General features: G+C 62.7%; 15 protein-coding genes. 10 read left to right on the top strand and 5 right to left on the bottom strand.

The window, feature by feature from the left end; all coding sequences use genetic code 11:
* Nucleotides 1-192: 192 nt before the first annotated feature.
* Nucleotides 193-1,074 carry a LysR family transcriptional regulator gene (locus ACJ8PE_RS20315; protein ID WP_033650493.1) on the top strand — a complete coding sequence of 294 codons (882 nt, stop codon included), beginning with the start codon at nt 193-195 and terminating at the stop codon, nt 1,072-1,074.
* Here ACJ8PE_RS20315 and ACJ8PE_RS20310 read toward each other — a convergent pair.
* Nucleotides 1,071-2,102 (bottom strand): Mal regulon transcriptional regulator MalI, encoded by a 1,032-nt coding sequence (locus ACJ8PE_RS20310; RefSeq protein ID WP_197794455.1) that lies wholly within the window; start codon nt 2,100-2,102, stop codon nt 1,071-1,073. The two genes, ACJ8PE_RS20315 and ACJ8PE_RS20310, sit on opposite strands and share 4 nt — an antisense overlap.
* A gap of 223 nt (nt 2,103-2,325) precedes the next feature.
* Between ACJ8PE_RS20310 and malX the strand changes: the two genes are divergently transcribed.
* A complete protein-coding gene (gene malX, locus ACJ8PE_RS20305) occupies nt 2,326-3,945 on the top strand; it encodes a maltose/glucose-specific PTS transporter subunit IIBC (protein ID WP_197760595.1) in 1,620 nt (539 codons plus the stop codon).
* On the top strand, nt 3,938-5,119 hold the full coding sequence (locus tag ACJ8PE_RS20300; RefSeq protein ID WP_197792898.1) for a MalY/PatB family protein: 1,182 nt from the start codon (nt 3,938-3,940) through the stop codon (nt 5,117-5,119). Before malX ends, ACJ8PE_RS20300 begins: the two co-directional genes overlap by 8 nt.
* A 32-nt stretch (nt 5,120-5,151) precedes the next feature.
* Here ACJ8PE_RS20300 and ACJ8PE_RS20295 read toward each other — a convergent pair whose 3' ends face one another.
* Nucleotides 5,152-5,520 (bottom strand): NUDIX hydrolase, encoded by a 369-nt coding sequence (locus ACJ8PE_RS20295; RefSeq protein WP_197794459.1) that lies wholly within the window; start codon nt 5,518-5,520, stop codon nt 5,152-5,154.
* Nucleotides 5,517-6,113: an NUDIX domain-containing protein gene (locus tag ACJ8PE_RS20290; RefSeq protein ID WP_197792900.1), complete on the bottom strand. Its 597-nt coding sequence runs from the start codon at nt 6,111-6,113 to the stop codon at nt 5,517-5,519. The genes ACJ8PE_RS20295 and ACJ8PE_RS20290 overlap by 4 nt, the downstream gene beginning before the upstream one ends.
* 96 nt (nt 6,114-6,209) lie before the next feature.
* Here ACJ8PE_RS20290 and ACJ8PE_RS20285 point away from each other — a divergent pair, with 96 nt between their 5' ends.
* From ACJ8PE_RS20285 to ACJ8PE_RS20275, 3 genes are all read left to right on the top strand, one after another.
* Nucleotides 6,210-6,965, top strand: coding sequence for a DeoR/GlpR family DNA-binding transcription regulator (locus ACJ8PE_RS20285; protein ID WP_033650520.1), 756 nt, complete (start codon nt 6,210-6,212; stop codon nt 6,963-6,965).
* 135 nt (nt 6,966-7,100) lie between these two features.
* Entirely contained in the window at nt 7,101-8,099 is a 999-nt protein-coding gene (gene add / locus ACJ8PE_RS20280) for an adenosine deaminase (RefSeq protein ID WP_019455941.1), read from the top strand.
* A gap of 109 nt (nt 8,100-8,208) precedes the next feature.
* Nucleotides 8,209-8,754 carry an AAA family ATPase gene (locus tag ACJ8PE_RS20275; protein ID WP_069100785.1) on the top strand — a complete coding sequence of 182 codons (546 nt, stop codon included), beginning with the start codon at nt 8,209-8,211 and terminating at the stop codon, nt 8,752-8,754.
* Nucleotides 8,755-8,765: 11 nt separating this feature from the next.
* Here the strand turns inward: ACJ8PE_RS20275 and ACJ8PE_RS20270 are convergent, their stop codons facing one another.
* Together ACJ8PE_RS20270 and ACJ8PE_RS20265 are read right to left on the bottom strand one after the other, a co-directional pair.
* A complete protein-coding gene (locus ACJ8PE_RS20270) occupies nt 8,766-9,770 on the bottom strand; it encodes a bile acid:sodium symporter family protein (protein WP_033640474.1) in 1,005 nt (334 codons plus the stop codon).
* A gap of 73 nt (nt 9,771-9,843) precedes the next feature.
* On the bottom strand, nt 9,844-10,884 hold the full coding sequence (locus tag ACJ8PE_RS20265) for an oxidoreductase (protein WP_033650498.1): 1,041 nt from the start codon (nt 10,882-10,884) through the stop codon (nt 9,844-9,846).
* Nucleotides 10,885-11,106: 222 nt separating this feature from the next.
* Here ACJ8PE_RS20265 and ACJ8PE_RS20260 point away from each other — a divergent pair, with 222 nt between their 5' ends.
* From ACJ8PE_RS20260 to rsxC, 4 genes are all read left to right on the top strand, one after another.
* A complete protein-coding gene (locus ACJ8PE_RS20260; protein ID WP_004938446.1) occupies nt 11,107-11,547 on the top strand; it encodes a DUF2569 domain-containing protein in 441 nt (146 codons plus the stop codon).
* A gap of 135 nt (nt 11,548-11,682) precedes the next feature.
* Entirely contained in the window at nt 11,683-12,264 is a 582-nt protein-coding gene (rsxA, locus tag ACJ8PE_RS20255; RefSeq protein WP_004938443.1) for an electron transport complex subunit RsxA, read from the top strand.
* Nucleotides 12,264-12,836, top strand: a complete 573-nt coding sequence (gene rsxB / locus ACJ8PE_RS20250; protein ID WP_004938428.1) for an electron transport complex subunit RsxB — start codon at nt 12,264-12,266, stop codon at nt 12,834-12,836. The genes rsxA and rsxB overlap by 1 nt, the downstream gene beginning before the upstream one ends.
* Nucleotides 12,829-15,027: an electron transport complex subunit RsxC gene (gene rsxC, locus ACJ8PE_RS20245; protein ID WP_442536856.1), complete on the top strand. Its 2,199-nt coding sequence runs from the start codon at nt 12,829-12,831 to the stop codon at nt 15,025-15,027. Before rsxB ends, rsxC begins: the two co-directional genes overlap by 8 nt.
* Nucleotides 15,028-15,050: the final 23 nt, after the last annotated feature.

Genomic DNA, 15,050 nt, shown 5'->3' with positions numbered 1-15,050 from the left:
GGTTGCAGGGCATCGGCCGCGGCCAAAAGTTTTTATTGGCGTTGCGCACGGCGCACTCCCTGATGGATGATGTCATTCCTTTACGGGCTCCGCCAATCTTGCGGCAGCCGCGCCAAATATCGGTTTTTGCCGCCGGGTTGACAAGCGATAATAATTTCAGCCAGCATAAAGAAAAACTTATGGCTATCAACAATGCGCAACCGACTTCCCCTCAACGCCCTGCGAGCGTTCGAATCCTCCGCCCGCCACCTGAACTTCACCCGCGCCGGTCTGGAGCTGCGCGTCACTCAGGCCGCCGTCAGCCAGCAGGTGCGCATGCTGGAAGAACAGCTGGGCATTCAGCTGTTCCGCCGCCTGCCGCGCGGGTTGGATCTGACCGAAGAGGGCCAGGCGCTGCTGCCGGTGTTGAGCGACGCTTTCGATCGCATCGAGGCGGTGTTGCAGCAGTTCGAAGGCGGGCATTTCCACGAAGTGCTGACGGTGGCGGTGGTCGGCACCTTCGCGGTCGGCTGGCTGATGCCGCGGCTGGCGGCGTTCCGCGCGGCGCATCCGTTCATCGATCTGCGGGTGCTGACCCACAACAACCTGGTCAATCTGTCGGCCGATGGCATGGATTTCGCCATCCGTTTCGGCGAAGGTTTATGGCCCGCCACCCGCAATATTAAGCTGTTCGACGCGCCGCTGACGGTGCTCTGCTCGCCGGCGGTCGCCGCGCGGCTGCATACGCCGCAGGATCTGCAGCACGAACTGCTGATGCGCACTTACCGCCAGGATGAATGGGAACGCTGGTTCACGGCTGCGCAGGTAACGCCGTGGCGAATCAACGGCCCGGTGTTCGACTCATCGAGGCTGATGGTGGAAGGCGCGCTCCAGTGCGACGGCGTGGCGCTGGCGCCGGTCAGCATGTTCCGCCGCGAACTGGCCGCCGGCGCGCTGCAGCGGCCGTTCGCCGCCGAGGCCGCGCTCGGCGCCTACTGGCTGACCCATTTGAAATCGCGGGATCTGACGCCGGCGATGAAGGCCTTTATCGGCTGGATTTGCCGCGAAGCGGAAGAGGAACAGCGGCGGGACTAAGCGGAGCCGCGCCGGATCAGCGTCGGCGGCAAAATGACGTTCTGCGCCGGCAGATCGGCGTCATTGATGCGCTGCAGCAGGCGCGCGGCGGCGCTGCGCCCCACTTCCCGCGCCGAGCTGGAGACAAAGGTCAGCGGCGGTTCGGTCAGCTCGGCCTCCGGCACGTCGCCGAAACCGATCAGCGCCACCTGCCGGCCGTAGTAGGCGTCGACCCCGTCCGAACCGATGCTGCGGCCGCTGCGCGTCAGGCCAAAATAGGCGCCAAGCGCCACCGACGCCTTGTGGCAAACGACAGCGGTGATATTCGGGTAGTGGCGCAGCAGCTGTTCCGCCGCTTCCGCCGCCTCACGCTGCCGGCAATCGCACTCGACGATCCATTCGCTGCGAAACGGCAGGCCGTACTGCAACAGCGTGGCGCAAAATCCGCCCAACCTTTCGGCGCGCGTCAACGAGTCGCTCTGGCCGCCGAGATAAGCAATCTGGCTGTGGCCGCGTTTGATCAAAAATTCGGTGGCCAGCTTGGCGGCCTGCATATTGTCCGGCCGCACCACGTCCACGCCCTCGAGACCGCTGGAGCGCGCCACGCACACCAGCGGCACGCCCTGCTCGGCCGCCTTCTCCTTCAACCCAGCCGCCACGCGAATGCCGCCGGCCAGCACGATGCCGTCGACGCCCTGCGCCAGCAGCGCGTCAAACGCCCGCTGCAGCCCCTGACCATCGCGCCCGCTCTGGGTTAAAAACAGCAGTTTGTCGTGCGCCTCCAGCGCTTCGCTCAGCCCGGCGGTCATTTCGGCATAGAAAGGTTCGCAAATGTCGCGCAGGATCAGGCCGATTACCCCGGATTCGCCGCCGCGCAGCGTCGCCGCCTGGCGATTGCGCACGTAGCCCAACTGCTCTATCGCCTGATTGACCTTCTCGACGGTGGTCGGCGAAATCCGCCCCTTGCCGCTCAATACCAGAGAAACCGTGGTGACCGAAACGCCCGCCTGTTGCGCCACATCGGTAATGGTGATCTTTTTGATGCTCATAGTCTCTGCGAACCCGTTCCTGGGCAACCCGCGCCGTAATGATCAAGGGTATACCGAATCCGTCAACGCAGTAAAACGTTTTACTGCCCGCCGCATTGTCGCCAAAAACCGGGCGGCAGATTTGTGATTGGTGGCGCATTTTTGCTAGGTAAAACGTTTTATCTTCTTTTTACCTAATCAGCAGTCCCCTTTTTGCTCGTCTTTTCGCCAGGAGAAGTCGGTTATGTCAGCAGCCAACAAACCCAAAATCACCCTCTGGGAGTTCTTCCAGAGCCTGGGCAAAACGTTCATGTTGCCCGTCGCCTTGCTCTCTTTCTGCGGCATCATGCTGGGGATCGGCAGCTCGCTGAGCAGCCGCGACGTGATCACCCTGATGCCGTTTATCGGCCACCCGATCTTCCAGCTGATCTTCACCTGGATGAGCAAGGTAGGCTCCTTCGCCTTCAGCTTCCTGCCGGTGATGTTCGCCATCGCCATTCCGCTGGGCATGGCGCGCGACAACAAAGGCGTCGCCGCCTTCTCCGGTTTCGTCGGCTTCGCCGTGCTGAATCTGGCCACCAACTTCTACCTGACCGCTGCCGGCGTGCTGCCCACCAGCGATCCGCTGGTGCTGAAGGCCAACAACATCCAAAACATTCTCGGCATTCAGTCGATCGACACCGGCATCCTCGGCGCAGTGATCGTCGGCATCATCGTGTATCTGCTGCATGAACGTTTCCACACCATCCGGCTGCCGGATGCGCTGGCCTTCTTCGGCGGCACCCGTTTCGTGCCGATTGTCACCACCGTGACGCTGGGCCTGTGCGGCCTGCTCATCCCCGTGATCTGGCCATGGTTCGCCGCCGGCATCAACGGCCTGGGGCGCATGATCAATGGCGCCGGCATTTTCGGGCCGATGATTTTCGGCACCGGCGAACGCCTGCTGTTGCCGTTCGGACTGCATCACATACTGGTGGCGCTGATCCGCTTTACCGAGGCGGGCGGCACGATGGAGGTGTGCGGCCACAGCGTCAGCGGCGCCCTGACCATCTTCCAGGCGCAGCTCTCCTGCCCGACCACCACCGGTTTCGCCGAAAGCGCCACCCGCTTCCTGTCGCAGGGTAAAATGCCGGCGTTCCTCGGCGGCCTGCCGGGCGCGGCGCTGGCGATGTACCACTGCGCCAAACCGGAGAACCGCCATAAAATCAAGGGGCTGTTGATTTCCGGCGTGGTGGCCTGCGTAGTTGGTGGCACCACCGAGCCGATCGAGTTTCTGTTTCTGTTCGTCGCGCCGTTCCTGTATCTGATCCATGCGCTGCTCACCGGGTTGGGCTTTACCGTCATGGCGCTGCTGGGCGTGACCATCGGCAACACTGACGGCAACATTATCGACTTCGTGGTGTTCGGCATTCTGCACGGCACCGCCACCAAGTGGTATCTGGTGCCGGTGGTGGCCGCCATCTGGTTCGTCGGCTATTACGCCATTTTCCGCTTCGCCATCCGGCGCTTTAACATCAAAACGCCGGGCCGTGAGAGCGACGGCGCCGTCACCCAAAGCGCGCCAAGCGGCGCAGTGGGCAAATCCGGCTACAATGTGCCGGTGATTTTGGCGGCGCTCGGCGGCCCGGACAACATCATTACGCTGGACAACTGCATCACTCGCCTGCGCCTGTCGGTCAACGACATGAGCCAGGTGGACGACGCGGCGCTGAAGGCCAACCGCGCCATCGGCGTAGTGCATCTCAACGACCATAATCTGCAGGTAGTGATCGGCCCGCAGGTGCAATCGGTGAAGGATGAATTAGACTCACTGATAGCCACGGCGCGCCCTGCCGCGGCGCTGCAGGGAGCCACCCATGTTTGATTTCTCTACCCCGATCGACCGCCACGGCACCTGGTGCACCCAGTGGGATTACATCGCCGATCGCTTCGGCAGCGCAGACCTGCTGCCGTTCACCATCTCCGATATGGATTTCGCCACCGCGCCGTGCATTCTCGAGGCGCTGCAACAGCGCCTGCAGCACGGCGTGCTGGGCTACAGCCGTTGGCAGCATGAGGATTTTCTCGGCGCGCTGCGCCACTGGTATCAACAACGTTTCAACACCGCTATCGACACCGCAACGGCGGTGTACGGCCCTTCCGTTATCTACATGGCGGCGCAGCTGATCCGCCAATGGTCCGTGCCGGGCGACTACGTGGTGACCCATACCCCGGCCTACGACGCCTTCTATAAGGTGATCCTCGCCAACCAGCGCCAGCTGCTGGCCTGCCCGCTGCACAAGGCCGCAGATGACTGGCGCTGCGACATGGCGCACCTCGAAGCGTTGCTGGCGCGGCCGCAGACCAAGATCCTGCTACTGTGCAGCCCGCATAATCCCACCGGCAAAGTGTGGCGCCGCGACGAGTTGCAGCAGATGGCCGAACTGTGCGAGCGCCACGACGTGCGCGTCATCAGCGACGAAATCCACATGGATATGGCCTGGGGGGAACACCGCCATACGCCGTGGAGCCAGGTGGCGACCGGCGCCTGGGCCTTGCTGACCTCCGGCTCCAAGAGTTTCAATATCCCGGCGCTGACCGGCGCCTACGGCTTTATCAGCGATGACGCCAGCCGTGAAGCCTATTTCCAGCAGCTCAAAGCCCGTGACGGCCTCTCCTCGCCGGCGGTGCTGGCGGTGGCGGCGCACGTGGCTGCCTACCGCCACGGCGAACCCTGGCTGGACGCCCTGCGCGACTATCTGCAGGATAACCTGACCTACGTCGCCGAACGGCTGGCGGAGGCGTTTCCCGCGCTGGGCTGGCGCCCGCCGCAGGCCACCTATCTGGCCTGGATCGATCTGCGGCCGCTGGCCGTGGACGATCGGGCGCTGCAGCAGGTGCTTATCGAGCGTGAAAAGGTGGCGATCATGCCGGGCTTTACCTACGGCGAAGAAGGCCGCGGGTTCCTGCGCCTCAACGTCGGCTGCCCGCGCAGCAAGCTGGAAGCCGGCATGGACAAACTGATCGCCGGGTTGAAGTTTGTGCTGGACGAGCAATAACGCGAGGGGGCGAGCCTCTGCCCGCCCCTCGGTTACGCCTGAACAGACGGAATTTCCTCCAGATGACGATAGACCGTCAATCCCCATTCGTTAGCCAACCGCACGTCGTTATCGGCCCCCGCAGACGCCCCTTCGATGCGATACACCGCCTGACACTGCGCAATCAGTCGGTGAGCCACCGGGTAAAGAAACGCCTCGCTGACCGCATCGCCAACCTGAGTGGAACCGGCCGCGGCCGCCAAAGGCAGCGCCAGCCATTCACCGATCACCGGCACGTGCCCCCGTTGGTAGACCGCCAGCGCCGCCTGTTCGAGGCGCGTCAGATTGGCGGCGATACGCTGCGGATCGCCATCGGTGCCGCTGCGATAAGGGCCGGCGATCAAGATTTGTTGGGCTTTCATCGTTGTTCCTCCAACGTCCGATTCAAGGCGACAAACTGCAGCAGCATGATGGTTTTGGCGTCAACGATCGTACCCTGACGAATCGCCTGCAGGGCCTGCGCCAGCGGCAGCTCGATCACCTCCAAATCTTCCCCCTCCGCCGCCAGCCCGCCGCCCTCGTTGAGGCGATCGCTCGCCTGATATTCACCGACGAAAAAGTGCAGCTTTTCGGTGACCGAGCCAGGGCTCATGTACGCCTCAAACACTTTCTCCACGTTCTGCACGAAATAGCCGGTTTCCTCTTCAACTTCGGCGCGGATGCGCGCCTCCGGCGACGCGTCGTCCAATAGCCCGGCGGCGGCCTCAATCAGCATGCCGTCATGACCGTTGACGAACACCGGAAAGCGGAACTGGCGCGTCAGGATCACCGTTTGCGCCTGCCGGTTGAACAGTAAAATGGTGGCGCCGTCGCCGCGATCGTAAGTCTCACGGCTCTGCCTTTGCCAGACGCCGTCGCGCCGCAGAAAATCAAAGGTGGTTTTTTTCAGCAGGTACCAGTCATCGGACAACACCCGGGTTTCGACAATGCGAACCCTGTCTTTGGTGGCTATCATCGGTTTACTCCGCCAGAGGAAGGAAATTGATACTATCGTGCAGTTTCGTGTATGATCAAGATATTTCGTGCATAGGAAATTTGAGAGGAAATGGCCATGTTGACCAGCCAACGCAAGAAGATCATTTTGGAAAAACTGGCCCAGGAGGGTCAGGTCTTGGCCAAACAGCTCAGCGAGATGTTCGGGCTGTCGGAAGATACGATCCGGCGCGATCTGCGTGAACTGGACGCCGAGGGGTTGCTGCAACGGGTGCATGGCGGCGCCCTGCCGGTTTCTTCCGCCATCGCCAGCTTCGCCGAACGCAATCAATTGGAATCCGGCGCCAAACGCGCGATCGCCAAAGCGGCGGCGGCGCTGATCGCCCCCGGCCAGGTGGTGATCATCGACGGTGGCACCACCTCCGCAGAGCTGGTCAGGCAACTGCCGGCCAACCTCAACGCCACCATCGTCACCCACAGCCCCAGCGTCGCCGTGGGCCTGGTCGATCACCCCACGGTCGAGGTGATCCTGATCGGCGGCCGACTGTATAAGCATTCGATCGTCAGCGTCGGCGCCGCCGCCGTAGAAGCGATGTCGCATATCCGCGCCGATATTTATTTCATGGGCGTGACCGGCGTGCACCCCACCGCGGGGCTGAGTACCGGCGATCTGGAAGAAGCCTACATCAAGCGCGCGCTGGCGGCCCGTGCGGCGGAAACCGTGGTGCTGGCTTCTGCCGCCAAGCTTAATGCCGCCTCGCAGTATGCGATCGGCGATATTACGCTGGCGCACACCATCATCGTTGAGCGGGCTACCGATGACGCGCTGATCGCGCCGTTGCAGCAGGCGGGCGTCAGCGTGTTGAAAGCCTGATTCACGACGATAATGCGATATATCGCGCATTATTTGTGACTCACGTCACTTTTTTATGCAACGCAATGGCAAGTTTCATCCATTTGTTTTTATACTGTTCTGCACTTTACCTACGATAATTAGCGAGTGCCCAGCATGATCGATCCCCGCCTACCGCTTACCGATATTCACCGCCATCTCGACGGCAACATCCGCGCGCAGACCATTCTCGACCTCGGCCGCCAGTTCAATCTCGCCCTACCGGCCAACGATTTGGAGAGCCTGCGCCCGCACGTGCAGATCACCCATGCCGAACCGGATCTGGTCAGCTTCCTGCAGAAACTGGACTGGGGCGTGGCGGTGCTGGGCGATCTGGACGCCTGCCGCCGGGTGGCATACGAAAACGTCGAGGACGCCGCCAACGCCGGCCTGCACTATGCCGAGCTGCGTTTCTCCCCTTACTACATGGCGATGAAGCATCAACTGCCGGTCGCCGGCGTGGTGGAAGCGGTGATCGACGGGATCCGTTCGGGCTGCCGCGATCGTGATATCGACATTCGCCTGATCGGCATCATGAGCCGCACCTTCGGCGAGGCCGCCTGTCTGCAGGAACTGGAAGGATTGCTGGCGCACCGCGACGGCATTACCGCGCTGGATTTGGCGGGCGATGAGCTGGGCTTCCCCGGTAGCCTGTTCCTCAACCACTTCAACCGCGCCCGCGACGCCGGCCTGCGCATCACCGTGCACGCGGGCGAAGCCGCCGGCCCGGAAAGCATCTGGCAGGCGATCCGCGAGCTGGGCGCCGAACGTATCGGCCACGGGGTGAAAGCGGTCGAAGATCCGGCGCTGATGGACTTCCTGGCGGAACACGGCATCGGCATCGAATCCTGCCTGACCTCCAACATCCAGACCAGCACCGTGCCGTCGCTGGCGCAGCATCCGCTGGCCACCTTCCTGCGCCACGGCGTGCTGGCGTCGATCAACACCGACGATCCGGCGGTTCAGGGCATCGAGATCGAGCATGAATACCGCGTCGCCGCGCCGCAGGCCGGGCTGACACCGGAAGAAATCCGCACCGCGCAGGAAAACGGCCTGAAGCTGGCTTTCCTCAGCGAACAGGAAAAACAGGCGCTGCGCGCCAAAGTTCAGGGCTAAATCCCCCAGGCGCCAAACGGCGCCTTCTTCTCATCCCCCGTTTTCTTCCGCCTGCTCGTCTTTATCGCTGTTTTCACCCCATCACTCTGTGGCAAGAGAGGAATTTCGCATGTCTGACAAAACACGCCGCATCGTGCTGACCGGCGGCCCCGGCTCGGGCAAAAGCACGCTCATCGACGTTCTTCATCGCCGCGGCTTTCCGCACTCGCAGGAGGCCGGCCGGGCGATTATTCAGGATCAGGTGAGTATCGGCGGCCATGCGCTGCCGTGGGGCGATCGCCAGGCCTTCGCCGAGCGGATGCTCGATTGGGAACTGCGCTCATGGCGTGAAGCAACGGGGGAAACATGCTGGTTCTTCGATCGCGGGCTGCCGGATATCGCCGGGTATCTCACGCTGTGCGGACTGCCGATCCCCGCGCATTTGACGGCGGCGATCGGCGTCTTTCGCTATGCCGAAAGGGTGTTCATCGCCCCGCCGTGGCAAGCGATCTACGCGCAGGACAGCGAAAGAAAACAATCTTTCGCCGAAGCCGAGCTGACCTACCGGGCGATGGTGGCCGTCTATCGCCGTTATGGCTATCGGCTGCAAGAGCTGCCGCGCGCCTCACCGGACGAGCGCGCCGACTTTCTGCTCGACGCGCTGGGCCGCCGTTAGCGGCCTGCGGCCTATTTGGCCGCCAGCGCCTCCGCCTCGGCCCGCTGTTTAGCGGTTTTACGCGCATAGCGCTGCGCCAGCACCGCGCACACCATCAGCTGAACCTGGTGGAAAATCATCAGCGGCAGCACCATGGCGCCCACCGCCGCGGCCGGGAACAGCACGTTGGCCATCGGGATGCCGTTCGCCAGGCTCTTTTTCGAACCGCAGAAGACGATGGTGATTTCATCGGCGGTGTTAAAGCCCAGCCAGCGCGCCGCGTAGGTGTTGATCACCAGCACCACCGTCAGCAGCACCAGCGACATCACCAGGATGGTCAGCAGCGACCAGCCGTCGATGCGATGCCAAATCCCTTCCACCACCGCCGCGCTGAACGCGGTATACACCACCAGCAGGATCGACGAACGGTCGGTCAGATTGATCAATTTGCGATGGCGATCGATCCACTTGCCGATCAATGGCCGCGCCAGGTGACCGATCACGAACGGCACCATCAATTGCAAAATGATTGAACCGATGGCGTGCAGCACGTCAGTATTACCGCCCTGAGTATGCATCAACGCCCCCACCAGCAGCGGCGACAGGAACACGCCGAGAATGCTCGACGCCGAGGCGCTGCAGATCGCCGCCGCCACGTTACCGCCCGCCGCCGACGTAAAGGCAATGGCCGACTGCACCGTGGCCGGTAGCGCACACAGATAGAGGAAGCCGAGATAGACTGTCGGCGTCATGATGCCCGGCACCAACAGGTTCATCGCCAGCCCGAGCAGCGGGAACAGCGCAAAGGTGCTGAGGAACACCAGCAGATGCAGCTTCCAGTGACTCATGCCGGCGATGATCGCCTCGCGCGACAGCTTGGCGCCGTGCATAAAGAACAGCAGCGCGATGGCGGCGGTGGTCAGGTGTTCAAAGAAGGTTTTCCAGATGCCTTCGCAGGGGAACAGCGAGGCGACGATCACCACCAAAATCAGAACCAGCAAAAATTTATCAATGCGCAAACGCTGCAACCAGGACATGAAACGGATTTCCTTGCACGTAGAGTCGTAAAAAGGCCCGACGTTGCGCCGGGCCACAGAAAAGTGGGCGGGATCAGACCACCGGCAGCGCCTGCTGCAGCCGGGCCGATTCCAGCCCCAGTTCGATCAATGCCATCACCGCGATGGCGTCGGCGGCCGGCACCGGATTTTCGCCTATGCCGGCAATCGCGTCGCGCACCGCCGCGTAATAAGCCGGGTAGTTGCCGGGAATATTGAGCAGCGGCTGTTCCGCCAGCAGGTCGCCGCGTGACAGCGTCACCACACCCTCGCGCATGTCATAGCCCCAGTCGGCCTGCGGCAAGCGTTCGCCGGCCTTCAGCCGGTCTTCCTGCGGATCCAGGCCGTATTTGACATAGCTGCCGCGAGTGCCGTGCACCACATAGCGCGGGCTCTCCGCCGCCGCCAGCATGCTGGCGTGCAGCACCACACGGCGATCGCCATAGCTCAGCAGCGCGTGGAAATAATCCACCGCCTGCGCCCCCGGCCGCAGCTCACCCAGATCGACAAACAGCCGCTCGGGTTTGCCGAAGAGTTGCAGCGCCTGATCGAGCAGATGCGGCCCCAAATCGAACCAGATGCCGCTGCCGACGCCGCCCTGTTCGCGCCAGCGCTGACGCACCTGTGGCCGGTAACGATCAAAGTGCGACTCGAAGTACACCACCTCGCCCAGCGAACCGTCGTTCAGCAGCGCTTTGAGGGTCAGGAAATCGCTGTCCCAGCGACGGTTGTGGAACACCGACAACAGCAAACCGCTCTGCTGCGCCTGCTGCTGCAGCGCCTGAGCTTGTGACAATGTCACGGTAAACGGTTTGTCCACGACCACGTGCTTGCCGGCGGCCAGCGCCTGTTGCGCCAGCGGGAAATGGGTATCGTTGGGGGTAGGAATCACGATCAGATCGAGGGCCGGATCGGCGAACAGCGCCTGCGCATCGCCCACCACCGTCATCGACGGCCAGTCCGCGCGCACTTTGCCGGCATCGCTGCTGGAAACGGCGGCCAGCTCCAGCCCGGGCGTACCGGCGATCAGCGGCGCATGAAAGGTTTTGCCGGCGTAGCCGTAACCGACCAGCCCGACACGAATTTTCTCAGCCATGGGATTTCCTCTTGCAGGCTCACGACAGACCCTTTCGATTTGACACCATGCGGACGGCTGGAACAAGAAGTAAATGAGATGTTAATTCGAAGCGGGGTCGGAGTAGCCAAACGTGCGGCCCGGCCCCGCGACGCCGAGCTAGCCGGTTGATAGGGATGACGAAGCCGGTATTACCCGCTAAGCTATGCCGCCTGTGATCCCCGATTCAATCAGGAAGCCTTTATGTCTCAAGCTGAATACTCTCGTATCGGCGGTTGGTTGCTGGCCCCGCTGGCCTATCTGATCGTCACCCTGCTCAGCGCCAGCCTGATGCTGCTCCTGTACGCCATGGCGATCTTCATGCCCGAGTCGCGCGACTATCTGTTGACCAACGCCCAGGCGTTTACCCTGCAATGGTACTTTTCGGTGTTGACCACGCTCTTGATGTGGGGCTTCACCCTGTGGCTGGTGTTTCTGTTTTGCCAGCGGTCGCAGCGCTTCCCTAAACTGTTCTTGTTATGGCTGCTGATCACGGTGATCCTGGCGGTGAAAGCCTTCGCCTTCGCGCCGGTGCCGGATGAAGTAGCGGTGCGCAGCCTCGGCTGGCCGCTGCTGATGGCGGCGCTGCTGGTGCCTTACATCAAGCGTTCGCAGCGGGTCAAAGGGACCTTTACCGAACGTTAAAGGCGATTGCAGCACGTTTTATTGGGTGATTTGTGTAAATTTTCACCAAAAAAGGCAATACCCCTGCGATTCATATGTTGTCGTCCGGCCGCCGATTCCCGATAATAGGCGGCTTTTATTTTTTTAGGCATCGCAATGACCGAATACCTGCTCCTGTTTGTCGGCACCGTACTGGTGAACAACTTCGTTCTGGTGAAGTTTCTTGGCCTGTGCCCGTTCCTCGGCGTTTCCAAGAAGCTGGAAAGCGCCATCGGCATGGGAATGGCCACCACCTTCGTCATGACGCTGGCCTCCGTCAGCGCCTGGGTGATCAACACCTTTATTCTGGTTCCGCTGGATCTGGTGTATCTGCGCACGCTCTCCTTCATTCTGGTGATCGCCGTCGTCGTGCAGTTCACCGAGATGGTGGTGCGCAAGACCAGCCCGGCGCTCTACCGCCTGCTGGGTATCTTCCTGCCGCTGATCACCACCAACTGCGCGGTGCTGGGCGTGGCGTTGCTTAACGTCAACCTCGGTTATAACTTCCTGCAGTCCGCCGTTTACGGTTTCAGCGCCGCCGCCGGTTTCTCGCTGGTGATGGTGCTGTTCGCCGCCATTCGCGAACGTCTGGCGGTGGCCGACGTGCCGGCGCCGTTCCGCGGCTCCTCGATCGCACTGATCACCGCCGGGCTGATGTCGCTGGCCTTTATGGGCTTTACCGGGCTGGTGAAATTCTAATGACTGCGTTGTGGATAGCTATCGCGGCTTTGAGCGCGCTCGGGCTGCTGTTCGGACTGGTGCTGGGCTACGCCGCGCGCCGTTTTGAGGTGGAAGAGGATCCGGTCGCCGAGCAGGTCGACGCGATCTTGCCACAGAGCCAGTGCGGCCAGTGCGGCTACCCCGGCTGTCGCCCCTATGCCGAGGCGGTGGCCAACGGCGAGATGATCAACAAATGCGCGCCGGGCGGCGAACAGGTGATGCTGAAACTGGCGGAGCTGCTCAACGTGGAGCCGCAGCCGCTGGGCAGCGAAGCCGCCGCCGAGCCGGAGCGTAAAGTGGCCTATATCGACGAAGCCAACTGCATCGGCTGCACCAAGTGCATTCAGGCTTGCCCGGTTGACGCCATCGTCGGCGCCACCCGCGCGATGCATACCGTCATTACCGACCTCTGTACCGGCTGCGATCTGTGCGTCGCCCCTTGCCCTACCGACTGTATTGAAATGAGACCGGTCGCCACCACCACCGCCAACTGGAAGTGGGACATGAAGACGATCCCGGTGCAAGTGATCCACGTGGAGCAACATGCTTAATCTGTTCGCCGCCTTTAAAAAAGACCGGATCTGGGATTTCGACGGCGGGATCCATCCACCGGAAATGAAGACTCAGTCGAGCGGCGCGCCGCTGCGTGTCGCCCCTCTGCCCAAGACCTTTATCATTCCGTTGCAGCAGCATCTGGGGCCGGAAGGTGAACTGTGCGTCAACGCCGGCGATCGGGTGTTGAAAGGCCAGCCGCTGACCGTCGGCCGCGGGCGCACCGTGCCGGTGCACGCCCCAACCTCGGGCACCGTTAGCGCCATCACGCCGCACATCACCGCTCACCCTTCCGGGTTGTCGGAGCTGTGCGTGATTATCGAGGCAGACGGCGAAGACCGCTGGTGCGAGCGCGAGCCGGTAGCGGATTACCGCCAATCGCCCGCCGCAGAGCTGATTCAACGTATTCATCAGGCCGGCATCGCCGGTCTGGGCGGCGCCGGTTTCCCGACCGCCAGTAAACTGCAAGGCGGCATGAGCGGCGTGGAAACGCTGATCCTCAACGCCGCCGAGTGCGAACCTTACATCACCGCCGACGATCGCCTGATGCAGGAACATGCCGATCAGATCGTTGAAGGCACGCAGATCCTGCAACACATTCTGCAGCCCAAGGTCACGCTGATCGGCATTGAAGACAACAAGCCGGAGGCGATCGCGGCGCTGAAACAGGCGTTGCGCGGCCAGTCCGGCATTGCCCTGCGCGTCATCCCCACCAAATACCCGTCCGGCGGCGCCAAGCAGCTGACCAAGATTTTGACCGGCAAGGAAGTGCCGCACGGCAAGCACTCCTCCGCTATCGGCGTGCTGATGCAAAACGTCGGCACCGCCTTCGCCATCAAGCGGGCAATCGTCGACGGCGAACCGTTGATTGAGCGCGTGGTGACCCTGACCGGCGAGGCGGTCGAGCGCCCTGGCAACCTGTGGGCGCGCATCGGCACGCCGGTGCAGCACCTGCTTGATTTCGTCGGTTTCCGTCCGCAGGCGCAGCAGATGGTGGTGATGGGCGGCCCGCTGATGGGCTTTACCCTGCCCGCGCTGAACGTGCCGATCGTCAAGATCAGCAACTGCATTCTGGCGCCGACGGTGAATGAAATGACGCCGCAGGAACCCGAGCAATCCTGCATCCGCTGCGGCCTGTGCGTGGACGCTTGCCCTGCCGGGCTGTTGCCGCAACAGCTGTACTGGTTCAGCCGCGGGCAGGAGCACGACAAGGCGCGCAACCACAACCTGTTCGATTGCATCGAATGCGGCGCCTGCGCGTTCGTCTGCCCCAGCAACATTCCGCTGGTGCAGTACTACCGGCAGGAAAAGGCCGAAATCAAGGCTATCGATTTGGAAGCGGCGCGCACCGCCGAGGCCAAGGCGCGTTACGAGGCCAAGCTGGCGCGTCTGGAGCGCGAGAAACTGGCGCGCGAAGAGCGGCACAAAAAGGCCGCCGTCAAACTGACCGACGACGATCAGGGGGCGGTACAGGCCGCACTGGCGCGCGTACGCAGCAAGAATGCCGAAGCGGCGGTTACGCCGGTCGACGGCCAGCAGCCGGACAACAGCGAGATGATCGCCGCCCGCGAAGCGCGTAAAGCGCAGGCGCGTGAACGGCGCGCCCAGTTGGCGGCCGAAGCGGAACAAGCCTCGCCGGCAACCTCAGGTGACGACGCGCGTAAGGCCGCCGTGGCCGCGGCGCTGGCCCGCGTGAAGGCGCGCAAAGAGGCACAGGCCGCAGATATGACCGCCCCTGCCGCGACAGAAGACGATCCGCGTAAAGCGGCAGTCGCCGCCGCCCTGGCGCGCGTGAAGGCCAAGAAAGCGGCGCAGCAGGCGGACGCTCCGGCCGAGACAGAACCGGCTCCGGCTACCGCCGAAGAAGATCCGCGCAAAGCGGCGGTCGCGGCGGCTATCGCCCGCGCCAAAGCCAAGAAAGCGGCGCAGCAGGCGGACGTTCCTGCCGAGACAGAACCGGCTCCAGCTGCCGCCGAAGAAGATCCGCGCAAGGCGGCGGTCGCGGCGGCTATCGCCCGCGCCAAAGCCAAAAAAGCGGCGCAGCAGGCGGACGCTCCGGCTGAGACAGAACCGGCTCCGGCTGACGCCGAAGAAGATCCGCGCAAGGCGGCGGTCGCGGCGGCTATCGCCCGCGCCAAAGCCAAAAAAGCCGCCAGAGAATCGCTGGCGGCGGAAACGGAAGACAAATGATGACGGCGGCGCCTGGCCTACGC

Source organism: Serratia sp. CY74737, from assembly GCF_052166775.1.
Lineage (GTDB): Bacteria > Pseudomonadota > Gammaproteobacteria > Enterobacterales > Enterobacteriaceae > Serratia > Serratia ureilytica.
Note: the sequence above shows the minus strand (reverse complement) of the source record. Positions and strands in the feature narration are given on the sequence as shown.